General features: G+C 51.3%; 25 protein-coding genes and 1 tRNA gene. 1 reads left to right on the forward strand and 25 read right to left on the reverse strand.

What is annotated here, in order from left to right:
- Positions 1 to 430 precede the first annotated feature (430 nt).
- The 14 genes from ACTRC3_RS08795 to ACTRC3_RS08860 all read right to left on the reverse strand — a co-directional run bounded on the left by ACTRC3_RS08795 (position 431) and on the right by ACTRC3_RS08860 (position 15,179).
- Positions 431 to 1,381 carry a D-2-hydroxyacid dehydrogenase gene (locus ACTRC3_RS08795; RefSeq protein ID WP_440322797.1) on the reverse strand — a complete coding sequence of 317 codons (951 nt, stop codon included), beginning with the start codon at positions 1,379 to 1,381 and terminating at the stop codon, positions 431 to 433.
- A 59-nt stretch (positions 1,382 to 1,440) separates the two neighbouring features.
- Positions 1,441 to 3,678, reverse strand: coding sequence for a DNA gyrase/topoisomerase IV subunit A (locus ACTRC3_RS08800; protein WP_440322798.1), 2,238 nt, complete (start codon positions 3,676 to 3,678; stop codon positions 1,441 to 1,443).
- Between the two features lie 12 nt (positions 3,679 to 3,690).
- Positions 3,691 to 5,613, reverse strand: coding sequence for a DNA gyrase subunit B (locus tag ACTRC3_RS08805; protein ID WP_178038414.1), 1,923 nt, complete (start codon positions 5,611 to 5,613; stop codon positions 3,691 to 3,693).
- Positions 5,614 to 5,673: 60 nt separating this feature from the next.
- Positions 5,674 to 6,261, reverse strand: coding sequence for a hypothetical protein (locus ACTRC3_RS08810; protein ID WP_440322799.1), 588 nt, complete (start codon positions 6,259 to 6,261; stop codon positions 5,674 to 5,676).
- A 139-nt stretch (positions 6,262 to 6,400) separates the two neighbouring features.
- Positions 6,401 to 6,472, reverse strand: a tRNA-Glu gene (locus tag ACTRC3_RS08815).
- Positions 6,473 to 6,658: 186 nt separating this feature from the next.
- The gene (gene rpmF, locus ACTRC3_RS08820) at positions 6,659 to 6,838 is read right to left on the reverse strand and encodes a 50S ribosomal protein L32 (protein ID WP_158364437.1); all 180 of its coding nucleotides are present in this window, start codon (positions 6,836 to 6,838) and stop codon (positions 6,659 to 6,661) included.
- Positions 6,839 to 6,857: 19 nt separating this feature from the next.
- Positions 6,858 to 7,379 carry a YceD family protein gene (locus ACTRC3_RS08825; protein ID WP_178038412.1) on the reverse strand — a complete coding sequence of 174 codons (522 nt, stop codon included), beginning with the start codon at positions 7,377 to 7,379 and terminating at the stop codon, positions 6,858 to 6,860.
- Positions 7,380 to 7,472: 93 nt separating this feature from the next.
- On the reverse strand, positions 7,473 to 8,666 hold the full coding sequence (locus ACTRC3_RS08830; protein WP_178038411.1) for an acetate/propionate family kinase: 1,194 nt from the start codon (positions 8,664 to 8,666) through the stop codon (positions 7,473 to 7,475).
- A 164-nt stretch (positions 8,667 to 8,830) separates the two neighbouring features.
- A complete protein-coding gene (locus ACTRC3_RS08835) occupies positions 8,831 to 9,397 on the reverse strand; it encodes a phosphate propanoyltransferase (protein ID WP_349164638.1) in 567 nt (188 codons plus the stop codon).
- 329 nt (positions 9,398 to 9,726) lie between these two features.
- Positions 9,727 to 10,782: a lactonase family protein gene (locus ACTRC3_RS08840; protein ID WP_440322800.1), complete on the reverse strand. Its 1,056-nt coding sequence runs from the start codon at positions 10,780 to 10,782 to the stop codon at positions 9,727 to 9,729.
- An 18-nt stretch (positions 10,783 to 10,800) separates the two neighbouring features.
- Positions 10,801 to 12,081, reverse strand: a complete 1,281-nt coding sequence (hemL, locus tag ACTRC3_RS08845) for a glutamate-1-semialdehyde 2,1-aminomutase (RefSeq protein WP_178038408.1) — start codon at positions 12,079 to 12,081, stop codon at positions 10,801 to 10,803.
- A complete protein-coding gene (gene hemB, locus ACTRC3_RS08850) occupies positions 12,081 to 13,064 on the reverse strand; it encodes a porphobilinogen synthase (RefSeq protein ID WP_440322801.1) in 984 nt (327 codons plus the stop codon). Before hemB ends, hemL begins: the two co-directional genes overlap by 1 nt.
- A gap of 76 nt (positions 13,065 to 13,140) precedes the next feature.
- Positions 13,141 to 13,605 (reverse strand): precorrin-2 dehydrogenase/sirohydrochlorin ferrochelatase family protein, encoded by a 465-nt coding sequence (locus ACTRC3_RS08855; protein WP_349164642.1) that lies wholly within the window; start codon positions 13,603 to 13,605, stop codon positions 13,141 to 13,143.
- A gap of 167 nt (positions 13,606 to 13,772) precedes the next feature.
- On the reverse strand, positions 13,773 to 15,179 hold the full coding sequence (locus tag ACTRC3_RS08860) for a spore germination protein (protein WP_349164643.1): 1,407 nt from the start codon (positions 15,177 to 15,179) through the stop codon (positions 13,773 to 13,775).
- Between the two features lie 173 nt (positions 15,180 to 15,352).
- Between ACTRC3_RS08860 and ACTRC3_RS08865 the strand changes: the two genes are divergently transcribed.
- Positions 15,353 to 16,171 carry a Cof-type HAD-IIB family hydrolase gene (locus tag ACTRC3_RS08865; protein WP_178038404.1) on the forward strand — a complete coding sequence of 273 codons (819 nt, stop codon included), beginning with the start codon at positions 15,353 to 15,355 and terminating at the stop codon, positions 16,169 to 16,171.
- 155 nt (positions 16,172 to 16,326) lie between these two features.
- Here the strand turns inward: ACTRC3_RS08865 and ACTRC3_RS08870 are convergent, their stop codons facing one another.
- The 11 genes from ACTRC3_RS08870 to ACTRC3_RS08920 form a co-directional block, all read right to left on the reverse strand.
- Entirely contained in the window at positions 16,327 to 16,785 is a 459-nt protein-coding gene (locus ACTRC3_RS08870; RefSeq protein WP_349164644.1) for a DUF1307 domain-containing protein, read from the reverse strand.
- A gap of 91 nt (positions 16,786 to 16,876) precedes the next feature.
- Complete coding sequence (locus ACTRC3_RS08875; protein WP_440322802.1) at positions 16,877 to 19,006, reverse strand: RNA degradosome polyphosphate kinase; 2,130 nt, start codon at positions 19,004 to 19,006, stop codon at positions 16,877 to 16,879.
- A 6-nt stretch (positions 19,007 to 19,012) separates the two neighbouring features.
- The gene (locus ACTRC3_RS08880; protein WP_178038401.1) at positions 19,013 to 20,554 is read right to left on the reverse strand and encodes a Ppx/GppA phosphatase family protein; all 1,542 of its coding nucleotides are present in this window, start codon (positions 20,552 to 20,554) and stop codon (positions 19,013 to 19,015) included.
- Between the two features lie 5 nt (positions 20,555 to 20,559).
- Complete coding sequence (locus ACTRC3_RS08885; protein WP_349164646.1) at positions 20,560 to 20,997, reverse strand: dUTP diphosphatase; 438 nt, start codon at positions 20,995 to 20,997, stop codon at positions 20,560 to 20,562.
- Positions 20,981 to 21,493, reverse strand: coding sequence for a CinA family protein (locus ACTRC3_RS08890; protein ID WP_440322803.1), 513 nt, complete (start codon positions 21,491 to 21,493; stop codon positions 20,981 to 20,983). Before ACTRC3_RS08890 ends, ACTRC3_RS08885 begins: the two co-directional genes overlap by 17 nt.
- A gap of 1 nt (position 21,494) precedes the next feature.
- Entirely contained in the window at positions 21,495 to 22,037 is a 543-nt protein-coding gene (pgsA, locus tag ACTRC3_RS08895) for a CDP-diacylglycerol--glycerol-3-phosphate 3-phosphatidyltransferase (protein ID WP_440322804.1), read from the reverse strand.
- Positions 22,034 to 23,362 carry a 30S ribosomal protein S12 methylthiotransferase RimO gene (gene rimO, locus ACTRC3_RS08900; RefSeq protein ID WP_440322805.1) on the reverse strand — a complete coding sequence of 443 codons (1,329 nt, stop codon included), beginning with the start codon at positions 23,360 to 23,362 and terminating at the stop codon, positions 22,034 to 22,036. Before rimO ends, pgsA begins: the two co-directional genes overlap by 4 nt.
- 87 nt (positions 23,363 to 23,449) lie before the next feature.
- Positions 23,450 to 24,352 (reverse strand): DMT family transporter, encoded by a 903-nt coding sequence (locus ACTRC3_RS08905; RefSeq protein WP_440322806.1) that lies wholly within the window; start codon positions 24,350 to 24,352, stop codon positions 23,450 to 23,452.
- A 6-nt stretch (positions 24,353 to 24,358) separates the two neighbouring features.
- Positions 24,359 to 25,009 (reverse strand): hypothetical protein, encoded by a 651-nt coding sequence (locus tag ACTRC3_RS08910; protein WP_440322807.1) that lies wholly within the window; start codon positions 25,007 to 25,009, stop codon positions 24,359 to 24,361.
- Positions 25,002 to 25,448 carry a GatB/YqeY domain-containing protein gene (locus ACTRC3_RS08915; protein WP_349164652.1) on the reverse strand — a complete coding sequence of 149 codons (447 nt, stop codon included), beginning with the start codon at positions 25,446 to 25,448 and terminating at the stop codon, positions 25,002 to 25,004. Before ACTRC3_RS08915 ends, ACTRC3_RS08910 begins: the two co-directional genes overlap by 8 nt.
- A gap of 122 nt (positions 25,449 to 25,570) precedes the next feature.
- Positions 25,571 to 26,361 (reverse strand): ComEC/Rec2 family competence protein (locus ACTRC3_RS08920; protein ID WP_440322808.1); only part of this gene is annotated, 791 nt, incomplete at its 5' end.

The following is a 26,361-nucleotide window of genomic DNA, read 5'->3' on the forward strand; positions in this document are numbered from 1 at the left end:
GGTTTATTCTTAGGCATATAAAATTCTTTAAATTCTTTCTTAAAATCAAAAGCCATAATAACCTCCAAAATTCCGACTTACCGAATTTCCCTTCACATCTATTCCACTGCCTGCACCCTCTCCAAATGGTCGAGTTGCCGGATTGGTTGTCAGCCCTTTTCGTTTTACAAAAATCGTCCCAAAATGCCTGACATCTAATCTACTGTCTCAAATCGTGACATCTAATCCGAGGTTACAACCTGACATACATTTTGCAGTAGATATGTTTCCATATATGAAAACCGAGCTTTTTCAGAAGTCAGACTTCAAATCCAAACCTCCGAAAAAGCCCGGAAATACGCCGCTTTTCAGCACTTATTTATCTTTTCTTAACAACAAACAGACCGTCTCAACATGCACTTTCCGATGAATCTCGTCCAAGCCACTGTACTTACTCGCAGTACCCTGTTTTCATGTCAATCAGGTTGCGGAGCGGTCTCTGTACCATATAGCATTCCAGGTTTTCGATACAGATGGTCAGAATCTGCTCCAGGGTCTCCGGCAATGCGTAGCCGCCGGAGATATGGGGCGTCAGGATGACATTTTCCATATCCCAGAGGGGATGTTCGGCGGGCAGGGGCTCCGGATCGGTCACGTCCAGACAGGCTCCGGCAATGCGCTTCTCCTGCAGTGCTTTCACCAGGGCGTCGGTGTCTACGGTGATACCACGGCCTACGTTCATGAGAACTGCGTTTTCCTTCATCAGCGCCAGGCGCTCCGCGTTCATCATATGATAGGTATCCTGGTTACCCGGCAGGCTCATGGCTACGATATCCGCTTTCGGAAGCTCCCGCTCCAGACGCTCCAGGGTGTAGAGATCATCCACGCCCTCAGGCTTCCGGCCTTCGCGCCGCTTGATTCCCACGGTACGGCAGCCCAGTGCCTTCATCTTCCGGGCAAACATGGTTCCTATATCGCCCATACCGATGACCAGCACTCGGCTTCCCTGAATCACATGGACGTGGCCTTCGCTCCTCCAGACATGCTCCCGCTGGTTCCGGGCGTAGAGATTCAGCTTTTTCTGAAGTTCAAAGAGCACGCCGATCATATGCTCAGAGATAGCCAGGCCGTAAGCGCCGGTGGCGTTGGTCAGCACCGCGTCCTTCGGCAACGCGCCGTCGCAGAAGCCTTCGGTTCCGGCGTTATTGAGCTGCAGCCATTTCAGTTCCTCCGCATACTTCAAAAGTGCGGGATCCACATTTCCCAGGATGACCTCCGCGTCCCGGATGACCTTCTCTGTCACGTCTTTCTGTGGACAGTAACAAAATTCCAGATGACGGAAATTCATTTCCAACCGTTCCTTTTGTCTCTCGTTCAGAGGCAGCGTAACCAGAATCTTCATAACAATTCCTCCTCGTGCAGGTATCGACAGCTTATCCTGTCCGACCCTTGCGTTTTGCCCTACACCCGGACCTTTACTCCCTTCGTATCCCGGCTTCCGGCTTTTAATTTATTTAATACAAGCTGTTTTTCCTTATATTCTATACTTTCTTCCTGTCCTGCATGGTACAGATGAATCGCTTCCAGCGCGTCCTTTTCTGCGAGACGCATCCCCCGGACTCCGACCGCGCCCTTTTTCTTCTCCGGTATCTCGGAGATATCGAAGCGCAGGAAATATCCGTCCCGGCTCTGCAGCACCACCTGCCCGGTTCCGTCTGTGACAATGGCCTTAAGAAGCTCGTCTCCCTCGTTCAGCTTCGTAGCCGCCATGGTCTTCATTTTTGTCTCAAATTCGCTGCCGTCCACAATTTTCAACATACCCAGACGGGTGCCAAACAACAGCTTCTGATGCTTCAGGACTTCCATACTGCCAATGCCGACAATCTGCTCCTCGGTGCTGGAGAAATTGCCGAAGTTGTCGATGGGCACGCCCTTGTCCCGGAATTTTCCGAAGGGCAGATCCTGTACCTTCACGGTGTGCTGCTTTCCGGTGTCTGTGAATATACATATTTTTCCCGTATTCATGCAGGAAAATACATATTTATTTTCACTGTCTGCCGCTTCCTTATTGCGATCGTAAACGGACATGTCGATGGTCTTAGCGTAGCCGAAGCGATCCATCAGGAACATAACCGGCATTTCCTCGATCTTCTTCTCTTCGAACACAATAGCCTCCGCATTCTCCACGGCTGTCCGTCTGGGACGGGCATAGGCTTTTTTGATGGCGTCCATATCTTTCAGAATGACGCGGGTCATGCTGGAATGATTTTCCAGAATATCCTCATACTCCGCGATATTCTTCAACGTTTTCTGATTCTCCTCCATCAGAGCCTGAATCTCCAGACCAATCAGGCGGTACAGACGCATTTCCAGGATAGCCTGGGCCTGACGCTCGGTGAAATGAAGCTTTGCGGCACGTTTCTTAGAAGCCTCGGACTTGAAGCGAATGCCGTCGGTGATGCCTGCAGTCAGACAGGCTTTGGCGTCCTTGATATTCTTGCTGCCCCGCAGGATCTCAATGATCAGATCGATGACCTCACAGGCTTTGATAAGGCCTTCCTGAATCTCCCGCTTCTCCTGCTCTTTTGCCAGCAAGGTGCGGTATTTCCGGGTGGTCAGTTCGTACTGAAATTCGATATAATGCTCCAGGATCTGGCGCAGACTTAAGGTCTCCGGCTTGCCGTCGGCGACTGCAAGCATGTTGACGCCGAAGGTGTCCTCCAGACGTGTCTTCTTGTAAAGCATATTTTTCAGGTTTTCGGTATCCGCACCCTTTTTCAGCTCCAGGACGATACGGATGCCCTCTTTGGAAGACTGGTTGGAGATATCAGTGATCTCCGGAGCTTTCTTGCTCTCCACGAGACCTGCGACATCATTCAGGAATTTGGCGATATTCGCGCCGATCATCGGGTAGGGAATCTCCGTGATAACCAGCTGCTCCTTACCGCCCTTCAGCTTCTCCACTTGTACACGGCCGCGGATCTTAATCTTTCCGGTTCCGCTCTCGTAGATAGCCGGAAGCTCGTCCTTGTTGACGATGATGCCGCCTGTGGGAAAATCCGGTCCCGGCATCAGCTCCAGCAGCTTCTCGGTGCTGATCTCCGGGTTTTTCAGATAGGCCTTGGCTGCGTCGATAACCTCGCCAAGGTTGTGGGGCGGAATGCTGGTGGCCATACCGACTGCAATACCGTCAGATCCGTTCACCAGAAGGTTCGGCAGACGGACAGGCAGGACGCTGGGTTCCTTCTCCGTCTCATCGAAATTCGGAACAAAATCCACCACATCTTTATCCAGATCCGCCAGGAAGGTCTCCTGGGTTACTTTCTGAAGGCGTGCCTCGGTGTATCGCATGGCGGCGGCGCCGTCGCCCTCGATGGAGCCAAAATTGCCGTGTCCGTCCACCAGGGGCATGCCCTTTTTAAAATCCTGGGACATGACCACCAGGGCATCGTAGATGGAGCTGTCGCCGTGGGGGTGGTATTTACCCATGGTATCGCCGACGATACGGGCGCATTTTCGATACGGGCGGTCATAGCGGATACCAAGCTCGTACATATCATAAAGGGTTCTGCGCTGTACCGGCTTTAAGCCGTCCCGCACATCCGGTAAAGCCCTTGCAATGATGACGCTCATGGCATAGTCGATGTAGGATTTCTGCATGAGGTCTGAATATTCTGTGCGTATAATCTGTTCTTCCATAGCTTCCTCCCTTTATATGTCCAACTCCGCGTCGCGGGCGTGCTCGTAGATAAATGCCCGTCTGGGCGGTACTTCCGTTCCCATCAGCATCTCCGTGACGCTGGAGGCCATACGGGCGTCCTCGATCTCAATGCGCTTTAAGATACGGGTCGCCGGGTTCAGGGTCGTCTCCCAGAGCTGCTCCGCGTCCATCTCTCCCAGACCTTTGTAGCGCTGCAGGGTAAAACTGCCCTTATGGCGCTTCCGGTACTGCTCCAGGGCCTTATCATCGTACAGGTACTCTTCCTGACCCTTGGCCGGCATGGCCTTGTAGAGAGGCGGCATGGCGATATAGACATGGCCCTCGTAAATCAGTTCGGGCATGAACCGGTAAAACAGGGTCAATAGCAGCGTGGAAATGTGCGCTCCATCCACATCCGCATCGGCCATGATAATGATCTTATCGTAGCGCAGCTTTGTAATATCGAAGTCATTGCCGTAGCCTTCGGAAAAACCGCAGCCAAAGGCGTTGATCATGGTTTTAATCTCAGCGTTGGCCAGAACCTTGTCGATACTGGCCTTTTCCACGTTCAGGATCTTGCCTCGTATCGGCAGGATGGCCTGAAAATTCCGGTCGCGGGCTGTCTTGGCAGAACCGCCTGCGGAATCTCCCTCCACGATGAAAATCTCGCATCTGGAAGCGTCCCGGCTCTCACAGTTGGCCAGCTTGCCGTTGGAATCGAAGGAATATTTCTGCTTGGTCAGGAGATTGGTCTTGGCACGTTCCTCGGTCTTACGGATCTTCGCCGCCTTTTCCGCACAGCCGATAACGCTCTTTAAGGTCTCCAGGTTGCGGTCGAAATAGCGGACAATCTCGTCTCCGGTGACCTTTGCTGTGGCCTTGGAAGCGTCCTGGTTATCCAGCTTGGTCTTGGTCTGGCCCTCGAAACGGGGAGCCGGATGCTTGATGGAAATGACCGCAGTCATACCGTTTCGCACATCCGCGCCGGTGAAGTTCGCGTCCTTCTCCTTCAGGATGCCAAGCTCCCTGGCGTAATTATTGATGACCGTGGTAAAGATGGTCTTGAAGCCGGTCAGGTGAGTGCCGCCCTCAGCATTGTAAATATTGTTACAGAAACCCAGGACGTTCTCATGAAACTCATTCACATACTGGAACGCACCCTCAACTACAATGCCCTCGGACTCGCCCTTGAAATAAACAACCTCGTGAACGGTCTCCTTGTTCTTATTCAGGTCCTCCACGAAGCCGATGATGCCATTTTCCTCATGGTACTCCACATGCTCGACCTCGTCGCCTCTGCGATCTTCGAAGATAATCGTCAGCTCCGGGTTCAGATAAGCAGTCTCGTGGAGACGGCTCTTGACCTCCTCCGCCTGAAAACGGGTCTTCTCGAAGATCTCCGGATCCGGCAGAAAATTAATCTTCGTTCCGGTCTCGCGGGTGCGGCGAAGCTTCGGAAGCAGGCCTTCCTCCAGTTCAATGGTGGGGATACCCCGCTCGTAATGATCGTGATGTACGCAGCCGTCCCTGCTGATTTCGATATCCAGGTATGTAGAAAGGGCATTGACAACAGAGGAACCCACACCGTGGAGACCGCCGCTGGTCTTGTATACAGAATCGTCGAATTTGCCTCCTGCGTGCAGAGTCGTGAATACCAGACGCTCCGCGGATACGCCCTTGGCGTGCATGTCCACGGGAATACCACGGCCATTGTCCGTCACAGTACAGGATCCGTCCTTCTCCAGATATACACTGATTTTCGAACAGAAGCCCGCCAGATGTTCGTCCACGGAATTGTCCACAATCTCATAGATCAGATGGTTCAGGCCCTTGCGGGACACGCTGCCAATATACATGCCGGGCCTTTTACGTACCGCCTCCAGTCCTTCCAGAACGGAGATGCTGCCTGCGTCGTAGGTTGTTTGATTTGCCATGTTGTTCACTCCTGATTTTATAGTCACGGGACGTCCCGTACAAATGTTCTGTTTTCAACTTTAATAGTATAACATACTCGTTTTGCTTTTACAAACCCATTTTTCTATTTTTCGTCTGAGTCTGTACAGGTAGATGCAGCTTCCCAGGGTTACGTAGATTTCCAGCAGACTGGAAATAATACCGACATAAATGTACAGAAAGACTCCTACGGCTGTCATAGATATCGCAATCCACTTTTCTATGCGAAACCCTGTCCCGTATTGTCGTTCCAGCAGAATAAGGAGACGCCTGATGCAGAACAGATATAGAATGGTTCCGCCCACGGACAGATATACGTGGATACGCGCCATAAGGGGAACCAGTCTCGTGCGATAGGGCAGACCAATTCCACACAGAAATACTGCCAGCGCCAGGCCTGTCAGCCATTCCTGCGTCCTGTCTGCGCATTTTGCCAGCTCCGCTGTTTCTTCTATATATAAATACAGATAACTTCCCACCAGCGCAGCCCACAGCAGGAAACATATCCGCCTGCTGCCTCGATTACCCAGAACTGAAAAATTCGTCTCTGTAAGTCCACGGCCTCTGGCCAGCGATATGGTCAGCACAATGATAAATAGTATGATAAGGACTTCATATCTTCGTTTCATGCCCTTAGTTTCTCTGCAAGGAACCGTTCCTATGCAGGTACTATGCGAAATTCACATCGAACCGCCACACAATAGCATGTAACTCTCACATTTTGGTTTTAAGACACAAAAAAACCCTTGAAATTCAAGGGTTTTCTAGCAGTCGATAGGGGAATCGAACCCCTGTTTTCGCCGTGAGAGGGCGACGTCTTAACCGCTTGACCAATCGACCATTTTTTCTTTCGCGCTTGCGACTTGTTTAGTATATAATAGTTTTCGGAGAAATGCAAGCACTTTTTCACTTTTTCTTGTATTTTTACAAATACATTTTTAAAACTATTTGTTCGATTTTCTGTCTTTCAGAAAAACAGAGCAGTAAAGTCTTACGGCTCTACTGCTCCATCTCTTTTCGTCAGAATTAATCCTGAGCGATGATCTCTTTTTTATTGTAAGATCCGCAGGACTTGCAAACACGATGAGGCATCATCAGGGCGCCGCATTTGCTGCACTTTACAAGATTCATTGCACTCATTTTCCAGTTTGCTCTTCTCTTATCTCTTCTACCTTTGGAAGATTTATTCTTAGGACAAATAGACATAGGTTACACCTCCTCTGATTTACTTACTGTTTTTAAAAATTTCGGCTATAACCGCCATTCTCGGATCCAACTCCACCGTATCACAGCCGCAGGGACCTTCATTCAGGTTCTTCCCGCATTTTCTGCAAATACCTTTGCAGTCCGGCTTGCAGAGGGTCTTCATGGGCCAGTTGACCAGAAGCTCTCCATACACCAGTTTGTCTGTGTCCAGGTTGTATCCATTGATAAAATCGGTTTCGTCCAGATCGTCGATTCTTCCTTCCGCAGACTGCTTCATATCCACTTCCTTTGAAAAAGAAACTTCAATCGGCACGTCCACTTCCGTCAGACAGCGGTCACAGGGAATCTGCGCCTTCACCGCGAACTCACCCTCAATCAGCAATTTATCATTGCCGAGATTCGTAAGCACCAGTGTAAGCGGTCGTTCCTCCGTCAGGGGAAAGCTTCCCAGGCTTATGTCAAAAGACCGAAGCTCCGTCTCCACTGTCCTCTTAACCACTTTTTCCTCACAGGACAAAACATCTGTCAAATTGATCAGCATAGTTCTCTCCTAATGCACACTAGGCTATTATAACTACCCAGCAGTGGTTTGTCAAGTAATTTTCACTTACAACGGAAAATTATTTCTAATAAATTATTTTACCAGACGCTGTGTCTCACGGGCGATAGCCAGCTCCTCGTTGGTCGGGTAAATCATTACCTTAACCTTGGAGTTCGGAGTGGAGATCATCTGCACCTTACCGCGGCAGTTATTTGCCTCGTCGTCGATCTCTACGCCCAGATATCCCAGGTACTCACAGATCTTCTTACGGCTCTCGATATCGTTCTCGCCTACGCCTGCTGTAAATGCGATAGCGTCTACGCCGTTCATGGCTGCTGTGTACGCGCCGATGTACTTCGCTACACGGTAGATGAATGCATCCAGAGCTACCTGTGCATGATGGTTGCCTTCCTCTGCTGCCTTTCCTACATCACGGAAATCGCTGGAGATGCCGTCGCTCATGCCAAGGATACCGGACTTCTTGTTCAGAATATTCAGAACCTCATTGACGTCCTTGCCCTCTTTGTTGCAGATGAACTGGATAACAGCCGGATCCACATCGCCGCTTCTGGTACCCATAATCAGACCCTCAAGTGGGGTAAGACCCATGGAGGTATCTACACACTTGCCGCCGATGGATGCGGAGATACTTGCTCCGTTGCCCAGATGACATACGATAACCTTGCCCTTTTCCGGGTCAAGCTCAGCGAACTTCAGAACCTCGCCGGATACGAACAGATGGCTGGTGCCATGGAAGCCGTAACGACGGATGCTGTATTTATCATAGTACTCATAGGGGATTGCATAGAGGTATGCCTTCTCCGGCATCTTCATACCGAATCCGGTATCCCATACTGCTACGTTCGGAGTTCCGGGCATAGCTGCCTCGCATGCCTCGATACCCATCAGGTTCGCCGGGTTATGCAGCGGTCCAAGGTCGAAGCACTCGCGGATTACGCGCTTTACGTCCTCGTCAACTACGATAGAATCGCTGTAAACCTTTCCGCCGTGCAGAACGCGGTGTCCGACTGCAGAGATCTCCTTGGTATCCTTGATTACACCGTACTCCGGATCTACCAGTGCCTGCATAACCAGCTTGATTGCTTCGGTATGTGCCGGCATAGCCTGCTCGATTACCATTTCCTTGCCGTTTGCCTTATGTGTCAGCTTGGAACCTTCGATTCCGATTCTCTCGCAGAGACCCTTTGCCATTACGGACTCATTCTCCATATCGATCAGCTGATATTTCAGAGAGGAGCTTCCGCAGTTGATTACTAAGATTTTCATAGCTATGTATTCTCCTTAATTCATATTTACTTCGCAGTGGCACTCATGAGCAAACTCACTCGTGCGCGGGCTTCGCCCTATGTCATCTGTCTAAAGCTCATCTGCTCATGCAGGCATGACATCTGAGTTTTCGCCATCTGACGCACTGCTCATTGCCTTCGCGATTATTTTACGATCTCACCAAATACTTCGCGTCCGCAAGCTGCTGCGTTGGACTCGTCGGTATCGATGTGCATAGCCAGAGCGTACTTCGGGCTTACACGAACAACTACATCGCCGAATACCAGACTTCTGCCCTCGGTATCAATCTTTACGGATACAACATCCTTATCCTTTACGCCGAGCTTTTCAGCATCTTCCGGAGTTGCATGGATATGACGCTTTGCTGCGATTACGCCTTCCTTCAGCTCAACCTCGCCTGCCGGTCCTACCAGCTTACATGCGCCGCTGCCTGCAACATCGCCGGACTCGCGGATCGGAGCGTCTACGCCGATGGAACGCGCGTCTGTCAGGGACAGCTCTACCTGTGTCTCCGGACGAACCGGTCCCAGGATGGAAGCCTTCATCTCTTTCTTGCTTCCTACGATGGTTACCTTCTCTTCGCAGGCAAACTGACCCGGCTGGGACAGATCCTTCTTCTTGGTCAGCTCATGGCCCTTACCGAACAGAGTCTCCAGATCCTCCTGTGTTACATGTACGTGACGTGCTGAGGTTTCAACAACAAATTTCATGATACATTCTCCTTTTCTTGTAAATAATTTATTACAGTTCTATGAGCCGACAAAAGCTGCCCTTCGCCGGCTCACAGTACATTTCACAATGTACACCATAATTCTATCTCCATTTTAGGTGCTTTCGCCATATTTTGCAAGCCCTGACAGGAAATAATTTGTACTTTTAAGGGTACAAGGCTACGATTTGCAGACGATACAGGAGAAAAACTTCTGCACGTCATGCTCGCATGTAAGGGCAGAAATTTTTCTCCTGTATCCTCCTGCAAAGCAGGAGCCCACACGTATGCGCGTGGGGTCTGCAAATTGTAGCAGTTTATCCATCCCCACTACCCTTCGATCTCAGCCACCAGAACACAGTTGGGCGTCTCAATGGAGATCGGTTTTCCCTTGGCCGTAAAATAGTTTTTGTCATAATGCACCTCAAAGGTGGTGATGGTATTGCTCTCATGGTTCAGCGACATGATGTGCTTATTATCCGGGAAGAAATCAATGGCCTTCGGGTAATCCCCGCTAATCGGCAGAATACAGATTTTCTCCAGCAGTCCGGTCTCTGTATCCACATGGAAAAGACCTGCCGTATTGTCCCCGGCATTGGTGCACAGGAGCTTCGTATCATCTCTGGAGAACCGCAGGGCGCAGGCCGCGCTGGTGGCGGAATGGTAATCATTCAGCGTGGAAACCTTCTGAATCTCCTCAAATACCGGGTTCTTTCCGCTTCCGTCGTACCTGTAAACCGTAATATAATTCTTCAGTTCACTGATCACATAGGCAAATTTTCCGCTTCTGCTGAATTTGAGAATCCGGGGCGCAGACTCCAGCTCACAGAACAGCAGATCCAGAAGCTCGATTTTACCGGTCCGGTGATCAAATTTATAGATTTTGATCTGGTCGGTTCCCAGATCCACCGCGCAGAGATACTTTCCGTCCGGCGTCAGGTTCACGCAGTTTACATGGGGGCGGAAATTCCGCTCGGCCACGCTGCCCAGACCCTTATGGAATACCTCGTCAGTCATTTCTCCCACTGTACCGTCCTCATTGAGACGCATGACTGTCACCTTGCCGTCATGCCAGCCTGCCACGAACAGGTATCTGTCATCCTTATCAGTGGACAGATAACAGCCGCGCATGCCTTCGATGCTGGCGCAATTTAACGGAACCAGATCCCCGTCCGGCTGCACCGTAAAGGATCTCACGCCCTCGTCGGCGATGGAATACAGGAATTTTCCGTTGTGGGACATTTTGATATAAGAAGGATTGTTAATCGGGATAACCTTGCGCTCCTTCATGGTACCATTTTCCACGTCCAGATCAAAAAGATGAATCCCCACACTGTTGCCATGGGTATAAGTTCCCACATAAGCTACGTATTTTTTCTTATCCATAGTATGTCCTCCTTCTGCTTAGCGCTGACCAAGGTACGCCTTGAAAATATCCAGTGTCTTCTCCAGTTCGTCCTCTGTCATGGCTGCGGACAGGAACATAGCCTCAAACTGGGACGGCGCCAGATAAATGCCGTTCTGTATCATATAAGAGAAATACTCCCCGAATTTTGCCGTATCCGAGGTCTTTGCCTCCGCATAATTAGTCACCGGGCCGTCGGTAAAGAAGATACTTCCCAGAGAGCCGATATGGTTCACCACCCAGGGCTTGCCTGCCTCACGCACTGCCTCCTGCATACCCTCAAAGAATACATCCGCCTTATGGTTCAGTTCCTCGTAGAATTCCGGCGTCTCCTGTAAAAGCTTTAACTGAGCCAGTCCGGCCGCCATGGCCACCGGGTTGCCGCTTAAGGTTCCCGCCTGGTAAACCGGGCCGCTGGGAGCGATAAGCTTCATCACGTCTTTTCTGCCGCCGTAAGCGCCCACCGGCATACCGCCGCCGATGATCTTACCAAAGGTGGTCAGATCCGGCTCAATGTCAAAATACCCCTGGGCACCGGAGAGGCTCAGGCGGAAGCCTGTAATAACTTCATCGAAAATGAGCAGGCTTCCGTTCTCATTACAGAGTCTGCGAAGCCCCTGAAGGAAGCCCTTCTTCGGAAGCACCACGCCCATATTGGCCGCCACCGGCTCTACGATGACTGCCGCTACCTCGCCCTTGAACTGGTCGAAAATGGCCTGTACGCTGTCCAGATCGTTGTATACTGCCGTCAGTGTATCCTGGGTACAGCCTGCCGGAACACCCGCACTGTCCGGAATTCCCGCGGTCATGACGCCGGATCCTGCCTTTACCAGCATGGCGTCGCTGTGGCCGTGATAGCAGCCCGCGAATTTAATAATCTTATTGCGGCCGGTGAAACCTCTGGCCGCGCGGATAGCACTCATAACAGCCTCGGTACCGGAGTTTACCATACGAACCATTTCTATAGAAGGAACGATGCTGCAGATCAGCTCTGCCATCTCCACCTCCCGCTCGGTGGCCGCACCGAAGCTCAAGCCCTCCCGGCAGGCCTCCAGCACATCCGCCAATACCTTCGGATGATTGTGACCCAGGATCATAGGACCCCAGGATCCTACAAAGTCCAGATAGGTCTGACCGTCTGTGTCTGTCATATACGCGCCCTTTGCCGACGCGATAAACCGGGGCGTCTCACCGACAGAGCCAAAAGCCCGCACCGGCGAGTTTACGCCGCCGGGGATATGTTCTACTGCTTCTGCAAAAAGCATTTCTGATTTGTTCATTAGCCAATTCTCCCTTCGTCCATAAAGCCAGCGATCTCTTTCGCGAAATAGGTCAGGTACAGGTCTACGCCTGCCCGGTACGCGCTGGCCGCGGTCTCGCAGATGATGGAAGCCTCATCGATATAGCCGAGAGACGCGCCCGCCTTGATCATGGCGTACTCGCCGCTGACGCTGTAGGCTGCCACCGGAAGAACGATATTTTCCTTCACCTCGGCAATGACGTCCAGATAGCTCATGGCCGGTTTTACCATGATGATATCCGCTCCCTCTTCCACGTCAAGAAGGGCCTCTTTGACGCCCTCCCGGCGGTTGTGGTAATCCATCTGATAGGACTTACGGTCGCCAAAGGCCGGAGCACTGCCTGCCGCGTCGCGGAAAGGTCCGTAAAACGCAGATGCGTACTTCACCGCGTAGGACATAATCGGTGTTTCCACATAGCCACTGCTGTCCAGGATAGAGCGGATGGCTGCCACACGGCCATCCATCATATCAGAAGGCGCTACCATATCCGCACCGGCCTGCACCTGGGACAGGGCAATCTTCGCCAGATAGTCCAGAGTCTTATCATTATCTACATATTCGCCATGGAGAATACCGCAGTGGCCATGGGATGTGTACTCGCACATGCAGACGTCGCCAATGCAGTACAAATCCGGGAACTGCTTCTTCGCTTCCCGGAACGCCTTCTGCACGATGCCATTTTCATCGTAAGCGCCGCTTCCGCAAGCATCCTTGTGATCGGGAATACCAAAAAACATGACGCTGCCCACGCCCGTTTTCACAAGTTCCTCCAGTGCGTAGGGAAGCTGGTCGATACTGTAACGGTACTGACCCGGCATGGTAGGAATCTCCTCTTTGATTCCGGTTCCTTCTTTTACAAACATCGGGTAAATCAGGGAACTCTTGTCCATCCTGGTCTCCCGCACCATTTTCCGTAAGTTGACGCCGTTCCGAAGGCGGCGCGGTCTGATGTTCATATCCATAATCTCAACTCCTCTTTTCGGTATCTTTTTCTCTCCTAGCAGTATACCATATTCTCTCAAAAATAGATCATCTTTTTCATATTTCTGCCAGACACTTCCGAATGCGTTCAGTGGCTTCCCTGGCCAGCCGGTGATCCGTCCCGCCCGCCGTAACGCCTGCGGTGACGCCGCCGCCTTCCGCGATGCCCGGAAAATAAAAATCGCAGCGTGTCCGATCGTCGGAACAATTGACCGGAATGCCGCGCGCCCGACAGGCGCGAAAGACCGCTTTGTTGACCGCCCCGTCATCCACCGCCGCCAATACAAACAGGCTTCCATCCAGAAAGCTCTCCGCTTCCGGACTCCAGCGTTCCTGCTGCCAATGAAGCCGGCCTTCTTTTGCAAGCTTCCGGATTTTCACGGACGCCTCCGGCGCAATGACGGTAATTTGAGCTTCAAAGGAAAGCAGCGTCTGAATCCGCCGCTCCGCAATACGACCTGCGCCCACCACAACGATTTTTTTCTGTTCCAGATCCACAAACAGTGGAAAATATCGACTCATACTCTATCCTCCCCGGTGTTCTGTCAGTATCATAACATACCCGGGCTTTTTTGTGAACCGTCACCTACAGAATCTGCCACCGGCAGCTCCTTACGGATACTTCGTAACAAAAAGCACTGCCTTGATTTTTACCAAAGCAGTGCTTTTTCTTCACATTCTTCCTCTTTCTACTCCTTCAGCCGCAACCGCAGGAACCGTTTTTTCAACTGTGTCAGATTCAACGGGAACAGCGGATAGATATAACTTTTTCCGGCCACGGTCTTATTGCCGACGATAGCAGCTGCGGTCAGGATTAATCCGGCGATAAAGCCCCAGAGATTGAATGTCGAAGTCAATATCAGTAAAATCAGCCGCATGAATTTCAGGGCGTAACCCAGTTCATAGCTGGACTGGGTATAGTTGGCGATGGCTACAAAGGCCATATACATCATGATTTCCGCGTTGAACCAACCGGAATCCACCGTAAACTGACCCAGAACGATGCCGGCCACCACGCTTAGGGGCGTGCTCAGCATACTGGGCGTATTGATGGCGGCCAGCCGCAGGCCGTCGATGGCCAGCTCCAGCATCAGAAATTGCCAGACCACCGGCACGTGGACCGTGTCCTTGATGACGATAAAAGCCAGCCAGTCCGGAATCCAGCCCGGGTTCTGATACAGGAGCAGAAAGGTCGGCGTCAGAAGCAGGGTAATAATGGCAATAAGAAAGCGGGACAGCCGAAGATAGGAGCCCGTCACCGGGGGAAAGTAATAATCGTCCGCCTCCTCAATGATATCAAAGATCGATGTGGGAATAATCATGGCCTGAGGCGAATTGTCTACCAGGATCACGATATTTCCCTCCAGGATAGCCGCTGAGGCTGAGTCCGGGCGCTCGGTGAATTTGAATTTTGGAAATGGGTTATACCATTTCCGCTCGTAGATGCACTCGGCCAGACTCTCCTGGTTCATGGTCAGGGCATCTACCCGGATCGCGCTGATTCTTCCTTTCAGCTCCCGTAAGAGCCGCCGGTCCACCCGCTCGGACATATAGCAGAGAACGATGTCCGTTTCGGATGTTTTTCCCGCCGTCATCATTTCCATGGACAGATGAGGGCTCCGGATTCGTCTTCGAATCAGGGCTGTGTTGAAGACCAGGGTTTCCACAAAGCCGTCTTTTGACCCCCGGAGGGCCTTGTCCTTGGATGGCTCGTCCACGCTCCGCATGGGATAAGAACGACAGTCCAGGCCGATACAGGCGTCATAACCGTCAATGAAGAGACAGGTGACGCCGGACAGCAGGTTTTTCAGAATCTCGTCCAGTTCCTCCATGGCGGAAACTTCCACATAGGGAACCACATGATCGGCCATCTGCTGCGCAGTCATGGGCAGTTCCTCTGGTTTTAACTTGTAAAAAAATTCCAGTAGCTTTTCCATAACGGATTCTTCCAGGAAGCCGTCGATAAAGTAGATGCAGGCGTCCCGGCCACCGGTCCGGATGCCTTTCCGGATGATATCGAAATTGATATCCAGGTTCAGGATGTCGTCCAGACGGGATGTATTTTCTTTTAATCTGACAGACAGTTTTTCACTCATGTTAGTACCTCCGTATTGCTGCCACCCACAGCATATGGCACAAAGCATTTCCGCGCGGTCAGGCATTTTTCTACATATAGTATCCCTCTATTTTCCAAAACTATGCTTTTATGCCAGATGTTTTCGTGCTATAATCTTTCTGGTACCAGAGATTTATATGAGGAGTTTTGATCATGGAAAAGAAAATTTTATTTGTGGATCTGGACGGAACCCTGTTGGACGACAACAAGAATATTACCCCAGAGAATCTGGCGGCCATTCAGAAGGCTACCGAAGCAGGTCACGCCGTAGTAGTCACCACGGGCCGCCCATTGTACAGCACCATCTTTCAGCTAGAGAAGCTGCACATGGACAAGCCCGGCTGCTATGCCATCACTTCCAACGGCGCGTTGATTTATGACGCCCATACGAAGAAAATCATCTTCCAGACCGGCGTGGATAAGAATTGTATCCGGGAAGCCTTCGACGAGGCTTACAAGTTCGGCCTGCATCCCCAGACCTATTCCGATCACGGCGTTCTCTGCGAGCGTGAAGACCCGGAGATTCAGTACTATGCCAAATCTACCATGGTAAACTATGAGGTTCTGGATGACGTAACCAAGGTCATTACCCGGGATCCCATCAAGATGCTGTTCATCGACCTGCATGACCGCGCTAACCTTGAGAAATTCCGTGAGCACATGGAGTCCTGGAGCAAGGAACACCACATTGATATGTTCTTCTCCTGCGACATATATCTGGAATTTCTTCCCGAGGGCATCAATAAGGGCAGCGGCATCCGCTGGCTCTGCAACTACCTGAATGTGCCTCTCGACAATACCCTGGCCGCAGGCGACGCGGAAAATGACATCACCATGCTGCAGGCGGTTAAGACCCCCTGTGTCATGAAGAATGCCCGTCCGGAGATGTACGCTTACGGCGTCTACATTACCGAGCACGACAACAATCATTCCGGAATTGCGGAAATTATTCAGAAATTCATGCTTGCTTAAGCTGTTTCACGGAATGAGATAAAATATACTTCGCAAATTTTATGCGATAATATTTTTCATGTAACAGGGGATTCCATAGGAATTTCCTGTTACATGAAAAAGCTCCGGCAGAACTGTTCTTTTCAGTCCCGCCGGAGCTTCTGCGTCATCCTGTTTTATTCTGCCTTTGTATAGCCGCCTGCTTCCAGTGCTTCTCCTGTCTTTTCCAGAGAAATGCCGTTTGTACCGCCATCTACCTGAAGCAATCCCTGCTCAGCGAGCTTAGATACCGCATCGCCTGTGGTATCAATGGTGATAGCAATGGTATACACACCGTCCGCCGCGCTTCCGGTGCATTCCACGCCATCTACGGCCTGATAGGATTCCACCAGAGAATCATAGGCTTCCGTCATCAGGGTCTGAGTATCGTCGTCAAAGCCTGTCATGTCCAGCGCGATGGTCTCCTCCATCTTCTGAACTTTGTCGCCTTTGGCGTTCAGTGTCATGGTGTCGGTCATCTTCAGACCTTCGTTGTCCTGCTCCATTGTATAAGTTACACTCTGCGCTTTCCCGCCACAGGCTGCCAGAGATACGGCCATCACAAGCGTCATTGTAAGTGCTGTCAGTTTTTTCATGTTATACGCTCCTCTCGTCCTTTTTTATTCTTAATTTTATCCGGGAAATCCGCTTCCGTTACTGTTCTCTGCGTTCTCAGGAATACGCTTCCTACTCCACCGGTTCCTCCGGAATGAACACCCGGCGGTTCACCGCATGTTCATCGACCCCGGCCTTCTCCTTTGCCTCTTCCGCAAAGTAATCCTGCGAGCTCAAAGGCGCTTTGCCACGGCGGTTGATCTTTTCATAGGTATCGTCGGGCTGCAGCACATGAGCCTTCACATTATCTTTTAACTCGATATCCAGGATGTGAATGACCTCCTCCTTCAGTTCCTCCCGCTCAATGGGGAACATGATTTCCACACGTTTCTCCAGATTTCGCGGCATCCAGTCGGCGCTGGCGCAGAAGACCTCCTCCTGACCATTGTTGTAGAAATAGAAAATTCGGCTATGCTCCAAGAAGTTGCCCACAATGGAACGCACGCGGATATTCTCGCTGATACCGGGAATCCCCACCTTCAGACAACAGATACCCCGGACAACCAAGTCAATCTGTACGCCTGCTGCGGACGCTTCGTAAAGCGCCATGATCACATCCCGGTCACAGAGGGAATTCATTTTCGCGATAATCCGTCCTTCTCCTCCGTTTCTGGCATGCTCGGTTTCCCGTCCAATCAGACTCAGAAACCGATCCTTCAGCCACAGCGGCGCCAGTGACAGCTTATTCCAGCCCTCCGGCTCCGAATAACCGGAAAGCATATTGAAAACTGCCGTAGCATCCTCTCCAATGGGCGCGGAGCAGGTCAGAAGTCCGATATCGGTATACAGCTTTGCCGTAGAATCGTTGTAGTTACCGGTACCCAGATGAACATAACGGCGGATGCCGTCCTCTTCTCTTCGTACCACCAGGGTGATCTTACTGTGGGTTTTCAGACCCACCAGACCATAGATTACATGAGCGCCCGCCTTCTCCAGCATCTTCGCCCAGATGATATTGTTCTCCTCATCGAAACGGGCCTTCAGCTCCACCAGAACCGAAACCTGCTTGCCGTTCTCTGCCGCCTGGGCCAGAGCTGCGATGATCGGAGAATTACCGCTGACACGGTACAGTGTCTGCTTGATAGCCAGTACCTTCGGATCGTTGGCCGCGTCCTTTACAAACTTCACCACCGGATCAAAGGTCTGGTACGGATGATGCAGAAGGATATCGCCCTTTCTGATCTCATCAAAAATATTACAGTCCGCGGGCAGCTCCTTCACCGGTGCAGGCACATGCTTCGGAAGCTTTAAATTATCAAAGCCCTCCATGCCATACATCTTCATCAGGAAGGTCAGATCCAGCGGTCCGTTGATTTTATACAGGGCCTGCTCTTTGATATCCAGCTCCTTTGACAGAATCTTCAAAAGACGCTTATCAATTTTCTCTTCCACCTCCAGGCGAATCGCCTCGCCCCACTGACGCTTTTTCAACTGCTTCTGAATTTCCTTCAGCAGATCCGCCGCCTCGTCCTCGTCGATGGTCAGGTCAGCATTTCGCATAACACGATAGGGAGAGGCGCTGACGATATCATACTTCAGGAACAACTGCTGCATATTCCGCTCGATAATTTCTTCCAGTAGAATCACATTTTTTATGCCGTCCTCACTGTCAGGCAGACGCACAATACGGGGCAGCACCGACGGAACCTGCACCGTGGCGAACTCCAGTTCGGCGTTCTTCTCGCCCTTTTTCTGAAGCAGCGCACCGATATTCAGGGTCTTATTGCGAATCAGCGGGAAAGGTCTGGAAGAATCCACCGCCATGGGAGTCAGCACCGGATAGACATTGTCCCGAAAATAGCGATCCACATAGCGAGCTTCCTCTTTGGTCAGGGCCTCATGCTCCTGAATTACATGGAGACCATTCTGCTTAAGCGCCGGCAAAAGAGAGCGGGAATAAGTGGAATACTGGAGAGCCACCAGCCCTCTTACCTCCTTCGTAATCTCCTCGATCTGCTCCTCCGGCGTCATACCAGCAATATCCTTCTTGGTATAGCCCGCATGAACCATATCTTTCAGGGAAGCCACACGAATCATAAAGAACTCATCCAGATTGGACGCGGTAATGCTTAAAAATTTCAGCCGTTCAAACAATGGAATCGTTTTGTCTCGCGCCTCGCTGAGCACACGCTCATTGAACGCCAGCCAGGACAGCTCCCGGTTTCTGTAGTACTCATGTCTGGTAAATTCTTTCTTATCCATGCTCTCTTATACCTGCCTTTTCTGCCGGATAACGGGCTTTATACTGAAAATAGTCTCAAAGAAATCCGCTTTGTGGGAGAAGAGTCCCTGCTCCAATGTGATGTCCTCTACCGTATCCACCACCACCAAGAGCTCCCGCTCCTTTAAAGTAACGCGGACATTCTTAAACTTCTGCTTATGGCTGCGATCCATGGAATTAGCCACACGAAGAATGGCACTCAGCTTCGCCGTCAGCAGATAATCGTTGCGATCCAGGCTGCTGCCCATGGAAAATTCCTCGAAGGATACAAACTCCTCCGTATCGAACCGGATAGCGTTGGCAATAATCTCCCGTTCCCGATGGGACAGACCGATAATCTCCGTGGACATAACGATCTGGTAGGAGCATTCCGCCGTATGGGTCATACTGATGTATTTACCACAGTCATGAAGCCAGACCGCAATCTGCAAAAGCAGGCGCTCTCTCTTCTCCATACCGTGAATCCGCTTCATTTTGTCGAAGATGGTGAGAGCCAGATATTCCGTTCCCTGAAGATGGGTTTTATTACTCTGATAGCGCTTGGCAATGTTCTTGGCTGCCTCGATGATATCGTTTTCAAAATTATGGCTGGGCTTAAAGATCCGTTTGCGCTCCGCGTAATCGTAAGCCAGACCGTCCCGGATATTCAGGCCCGGTACCCAGATGAATTCTGCTCCGGTCTCTTCAATCAGCTTCCGGTAAATAATAAGCGCCGGCAGTACCAGAGACATGTTCTCAGCCATACCGCCCAGTCGCTCCATGGCTTTCTCCCGGGAACCGTCCGCAAGAATCTTTTCGTACAGATTCAGATATTCCTCGCGGGTAAAGGATACACTCTTCGCCTTACCGCCCCTGTCTACCAGCTGATTGATATAATCGCCTACCAGAATCATATGCTTAATTTCATGTTCCTTCAGATATAACCGCTTATAGCTTTTCAACTCGTTGTTGATCATTTCCTCAATGATCTCTCCGAAATGGGTGGTGCGGTTCTCCACCTCCGCCAGGCGCTCCCGGATACGCATGGTTCCGAGACGCAGATTCTGAGTAGACACAAGGGCGTCCTTATCGAACAGGGAAATCTGGATGCTGCCACCGCCCACATCGACAATGGCGGTTCCCTTCTGAATGATTTTCTGAAAGGATTCCTCATTGGACGCAATGGATTTGTAGCCCAGAAACCGGTGCTCGGAATTGCTTAAGACCTCCACCTCAAGACCCGTCCGTACACGAATCTTATCAAGAATCAGAAGGCAGTTCCGCGTCTCGCGAATGGCACTGGTGGCGCAGGCCCGGTAGTCGTCTACCTGATATTCCTTCATGATGCGGGTAAAATCCTCCAGCACCTCGCACAGCTCCTCCAGCATCTCATTGCTGATCTCCTTCTGGTTATAGGCGTCCTTGCCCAGCTCCAGTCCGTAACGGATATCGTCGATTTCCTTCATGCCATTCTTCTGAGACAGCTCCAGAATCTTCATCCCCACTTCGTAAGAGCCGATCTCAATGGACGCAAATGTGACAATCTGCATAATCTCTACGCCTTTCCTGTACTTCCGTGTCCGCCCCGGTCCGCATGACCGAGGATTTCTGTCTCCTCAAATACCAGCTCCGGCTGATGCTCCATAATCCGGAACTGACAGATCCGGTCATTGACGTGAATCCTTGTATCCCGCATGGCGAGGACCGGCATAAACCACTGGTCGTTGTCACCGCAGTAGGTCTCGTCAATGACACCCATATGATTCGTCTGAATCACGCCGAAATTTTTATAGGTGCTGCTGCGGGGTACCACATGGGCCTCGTAGCCTTTTGGAAGCTCCATGGCAATCCCTAAGGGAATCAGCTTAAATTCTCCCTTTTTCAAAGTCACATCCTCTGCGCTTCTTAGATCCACCCAGTCGGATTTGCCGCCGATGTAAGCCAGCTTCTCGATTTTATCGGTAAAATATTTAATTTTAATGGTCTTGGTCATTTCCGTCTGTCTCCTCAAGTCCTTTTTTCAGAAGCACCAGAGCAGCCTGCACGGTACTCTCCCGTACTTCGCTCCGATCGCCTTCAAAATGGTGCTCTTCCACATACATCTGTCCCCGTACAGATACGCCGATATATACAAGGCCCACCGGCTTCTCTTCCGTTCCGCCGTCCGGCCCTGCGATACCAGTCGTAGCGATTGCAGCGTCCGCGCCACTTGCCAGAATAGCGCCCTTGGCCATTTCCCGGGCGGTTTTTTCGCTGACTGCCCCAAATTCCTTCAGAGTTGTCTTCTTTACATTCAGAAGCTTTCTCTTTGCCTTATTGGAATAGGTGATGAAGCCCTGCTTAAATACCTCGGATACGCCCGGCACATCCACCAGACGCGCAGCCACCAGGCCTCCCGTACAGGACTCTGCCGTGGTCACGGTCAGCTCATCCATTTTTAAAAGCTCTACTACTTCCTCTGCAAGTGTCTTCTTCTGCTGCTCTCCCATTTTAAATATCTCCTTCCAGAAGTATTCCTTTGTTCTTTGCCAGATAATCAATCAGTGACACAACGGTCAGAATCAGCGCAATCCAGGTAATAATGGTCTCGATGGTGGTAAATACCCCTCCCAGATCGAGAATCAGGAGAATGATCATCAGCATCTGGAAGGTCGTCTTAAACTTTCCCCAGTAGCTTGCTGCGATAACAACTCCATTATCCGATGCAATCAGACGGAAACCGCTGATAATGAACTCTCTTGAAATAATTACAATGACCATCCAGGCTGCCAGTCGGTTCATTTCCACCAGACAAATCATGGCCGAGCAGACTAAAAGCTTATCTGCCAGCGGATCCATGAATTTTCCGAAATTGGTGACCAGGTTATACTTTCTCGCAATCTTACCGTCCAGAAGGTCAGTCAGACTTGCCACGATAAAAATTCCGACTGCAATGTACTTGGAATAAGCGCCGCCCAGATCGGTCAACATAAATACAACAAAAAACGGGATCATCAATACACGAAGTGTGGTTAATTTATTGGGTAAATTCATTCTGCTAATTCTCCTATCAAATCATAATCTACGGCTCCGGTAACGCGCACCTTCGCAAAATCGCCGCTCATCAGGGTCTCGTCCGTATTCAGGAACAGATAACCGTCTACACCCGGCGCATCCTTATAGGTACGGCACACATAAGCGTTCTCATCAGCCACCTGGCCCTCTACCATAACCTCCAGAATCCGGTCTGTCATGGCGTCCGCCTTGTCAAAGGCAATCTCCTGCTGCAGCTCCATAAGCTCGGCTCTCCGATCCTCCTTCACTTCCTCCGGAATCTGATCGGGCATGCCTGCCGCCGGGGTATCCTCCTCCGGAGAATAGGTAAAGACGCCTAACCGGTCAAACTCGCAGTCATCCACGAAACGCATCAGCTCCTCATGGTCTTCCCGGGTCTCTCCCGGGAATCCGGTAATCAACGTAGTACGCAGACAGATATCCGGGATCTCTTCCCTGAGCCGTCCAATGATATGACGCAAATCTGCCCGGGTAGTTCTTCTTCCCATACGCTTCAGAATCCGGTCGGACGCATGCTGAATGGGAAGATCCAGATAATGACAGATCTTTGGCTCATCCCTCATAACCTGAATCAGTTCTTCCGTAATCTCCTCCGGATAACAGTACAGCACACGAATCCACTGAATGCCGCCAATTTCAGCCAGCTTCTTTAAAAGCTCCGGCAGCTTCTTCTCGCCGTAAATATCTTTTCCGTAAAGAGTCGTCTCCTGGGCCACCAGAATCAGTTCTTTGACGCCGCCCTCCGCCAGCTCCCGTGCCTCCTTTAAAAGCTGCTCCATGGGAACGCTGCGGTAGTTGCCGCGCACCTTCGGGATGATGCAGTAGGTACAGTGCTTATCGCAGCCCTCTGCAATCTTCAGGTAAGCATAGTGGCCGCCGGTGGTCAGGGCTCTTGCACCCTCCTGTTCCGGTACCAGACGGTCAATGTCCTCAAAATGAAGCTCCTTCTGACCCTCCAGCACCTTCTCTACGGTTTCCACGATGGCGTCGTAGGTGGTGGTTCCCAGAACCGCGTCTACCTCCGGAATCTCGTCTACGATTTCCTGCTTGTAACGCTGAGCCAGACAGCCGGCCACAATCAGGGCCTTACAGCTGCCGGATTTGCGGTACTCCGCCATCTCCAGAATCGTGTTGATGCTTTCTTCCTTGGCGTCATTGATAAAGCAGCAGGTATTGATGACAATTACATCTGCCTCTGTCTCATCGTCGGTGAAGGAAAAGCCTTTTTTACCCAGAAGACCAATCATCACCTCAGAATCCACAAGATTTTTATCACAGCCAAGGGATACAAATAAAATTTTCATAAATCATTCTCTTTCATTATATTTATTATTTCTCACACTGCAAGAATATTGCAGCACAATTAACAAAAGCTTTACATTGCACGCCGACTAAGATACCTTTTCCCGCCGGGGCAGCTGCGCCAGCACAATTGCCGCGAACATCAGTACGCATCCAAGCGCCTCGCGACCGCTCAGGGTCTGATGCAAAATCAAAAGTCCCGCCAGCACAGATACCACTGACTCCAGGCTCATAATCAGGGAGGCCACCGTCGGGTTCAGACCCTTCTGGCCCACGATCTGCAGGGTGTAGCCCACGCCGCTGGACAGAAGTCCCGCATAGAGAATGGACTGCCACGCCATCAGGATATCTGAGATATCCGGCTGCTCCAGCACCAGCATTCCGATACCTGCCACGATGCCGCAGACAAAGAACTGAATGCAGGACATTTTCACGCCGTCCACATAGGGCGTAAAATGATCAATGATCAGAATATGCGTTGCAAACAGAAACGCGCAGATAAACACCAGAATATCTCCGGTTCCAATCCGCAGGGTCTCCGTAATACAGAGGCAGTAAAGACCGCCCACGGCCAGAATTACGCCAATCCACACATTGATCCCGCAGCGCTTTCCAAAAAATATCCCCGCAATGGGCACCAGCACGATGTAGCAGGCCGTGATAAAACCGGCCTTTCCCACGGTCGTAAACAGGATACCGTACTGCTGAAAGGCGCTGGCAAAGCAGAGGGCCAGGCCGCAGAGAATACCGCCCCTTATCAGGACCTTCCGATTCTCCGGCTTCTTCTCCTCCAGCCGCGCTTCCTCACTCTTCTGACGGTCCATAAAGGCGATCACCGGCAGAAGTGCCGCCCCGCCGATAAAGGAGCGGGCACATAAAAAGGTAAAGGGACCCACATAATCCATGCCGACGCTCTGCGCCACAAAAGCGGTTCCCCAGATCACTGCTGTCAGAAGCAACAGCAGTGAATGCTGAATCTGTGTCTTGTTCATCTTATCTTATCCTTCGTCAAAGCGCAGGGTGGACAGAATCATCTGCTCCGCCTGCCCGATTTTTTCATAATCTCCTACCGTGCAGTCCATCTGGACCGTATACAGGATATCATTATAGCGGAAAATATAAACGTCGCAGGTACGCTCCGTGTCCGCCGTCCCTTCCGCATAGCTGACCCATACAGCCGGGTATTCCCCCTCGCCCACGGTCACATCCTCCACGGTACACTCCTCATCACTTTCCAGTACCACCTGGTCTGCAGCATCCTCGGTGGAAGCCGCATCGGAGCGTTCCACCCGGACAAAGGCCGGAACGCCCTCCTCCAGCGCCTGAAAGGTCAGGCTGTCAGCTGATGCTTCCACCGAAAAGGTTTCCGCGTCGTAAGCCAGGGAGAAATCCCCGATGCCCCGGACTCTTGTATACAGAACTGTCTTCGGCTCCTCGCCTTCCATCACCGTTACTTCTTCCTGTCCCAGCACGGTTCCCGGCGCGGTCTCAAGGCCTAATTCAGCCTCCTTTTCTTCTTCTGTCTGGCTGATCTTCGGCTGTTCTACAACCTCCACATGCGGCACGGAAACCTCCGCGTCCTTTTTTCCACAGGCCGAAAGCCCCATCGCTGCCAGGACGCAGAGTGTCAAAAACTTCACCTTACGCAAGCAGCTCACCCACTAACTTATTGACCAGAGAACCGTCTGCCTTGCCCTTTACCTTCGGCATCAGCTCCTTCATGATCTTGCCCTTGTCCCTGCCGGTGGGGTTCTCGATACCAAGACCCGCAATAACCTCCCGGATCACGGCACGGATAGCGTCCTCGCTCATTTCCTCCGGTGCGAACTCGGAAAGAACAGCCAGACGGGCCTTACACTGGTCAATGATATCGGTGCGGTCTGCGGGAGCCAGATCCATGGTCTCCTTAGTCTGCTTGATCTCCTTCTTTACCACCTCGAACTCTTCCTCCGGAGTCAGGTCCGCACGCTTGTCAATGGCTTTATTCTTCAGTGCGGCAAGCAGCATGGACAGGGTTTCTTTTCTGTCTTTGTCCTTGTTCTTCATGGCCTTTACCATCTCGGCACGAATTTCATCAATTTTGCTCATTTCAATTTCCTCCTCGTTAAATATCTGTATCTGTACAAGCTCCATGATACAAAATAGGCGCAGATACGCTATTTACCATTGTAAGCGTATCCCGCCCATTTTTCAAGCCCAACTATCAAAAATCATCCTTGCTTAAATTCCACATGATTCCCATCCGTAAGACAGACCACATTTCCATTGCTGGTCAGATAGACGTCGGTGCCCAGCCAGTTCAGGGTCCGCTTTATCTTGCCGGAGATCCACCATTCATTTCTGCAGGTGACCACTGCGGCAACCGGCCTTACCGCTTCCAGAAAGGCAATCGTGTTCTTTTCCTTGATGCCATGATGGGGCATCTTCAGAACTGTATGATGCAGGTTCAGATCCGTCCGCTCCATCAGCTCGGTCAGGCGCTCCTGCTCGCTGTCTCCGGTGAAGAGAAAGCTCTGGGTGCCATAGCGCAGACTGAGCACCAGCGACAGGTCGTTGTCATTTCCATCATAATCCTTCTCTTCCGGCGGATAGATGATAAAGGACGCCTTGCCCAGGCTGCGGCGTTCCACATCAGTGATGCGCATGGCTGTGATCCTATTACGGACAAGCGCCTCCCGATACTCCCGGAACTGCTTTTTCTCCACCGTATAATCCGGCTCCAGCACCCTCTTTACGTGCATAGCGTCCAGGATCTTGTCCGCACCGCCCACATGATCCTTGTCAAAATGGGTGATAATCAGGTAATCCAGGGTATCGATGCCGCGCTCCGCAAAATAATCCAGCAGCACATCCGCCTGGTCGTCGAAGCTTGTATCAATGAGCATCCGGTAGCCGGACTGTTCCACCAGAATCGCGTCGCTCTTGCCCACATCGAAGAAAGTGACCTGCAGCTCGTCAGCCGACAGCTCCGATTCCGCCGCTTTTCCATTTCCGTCTGGTC

Source organism: Laedolimicola sp., from assembly GCF_051972735.1.
Taxonomy (GTDB): Bacteria; Bacillota; Clostridia; order Lachnospirales; family Lachnospiraceae; genus Laedolimicola; species Laedolimicola intestinihominis.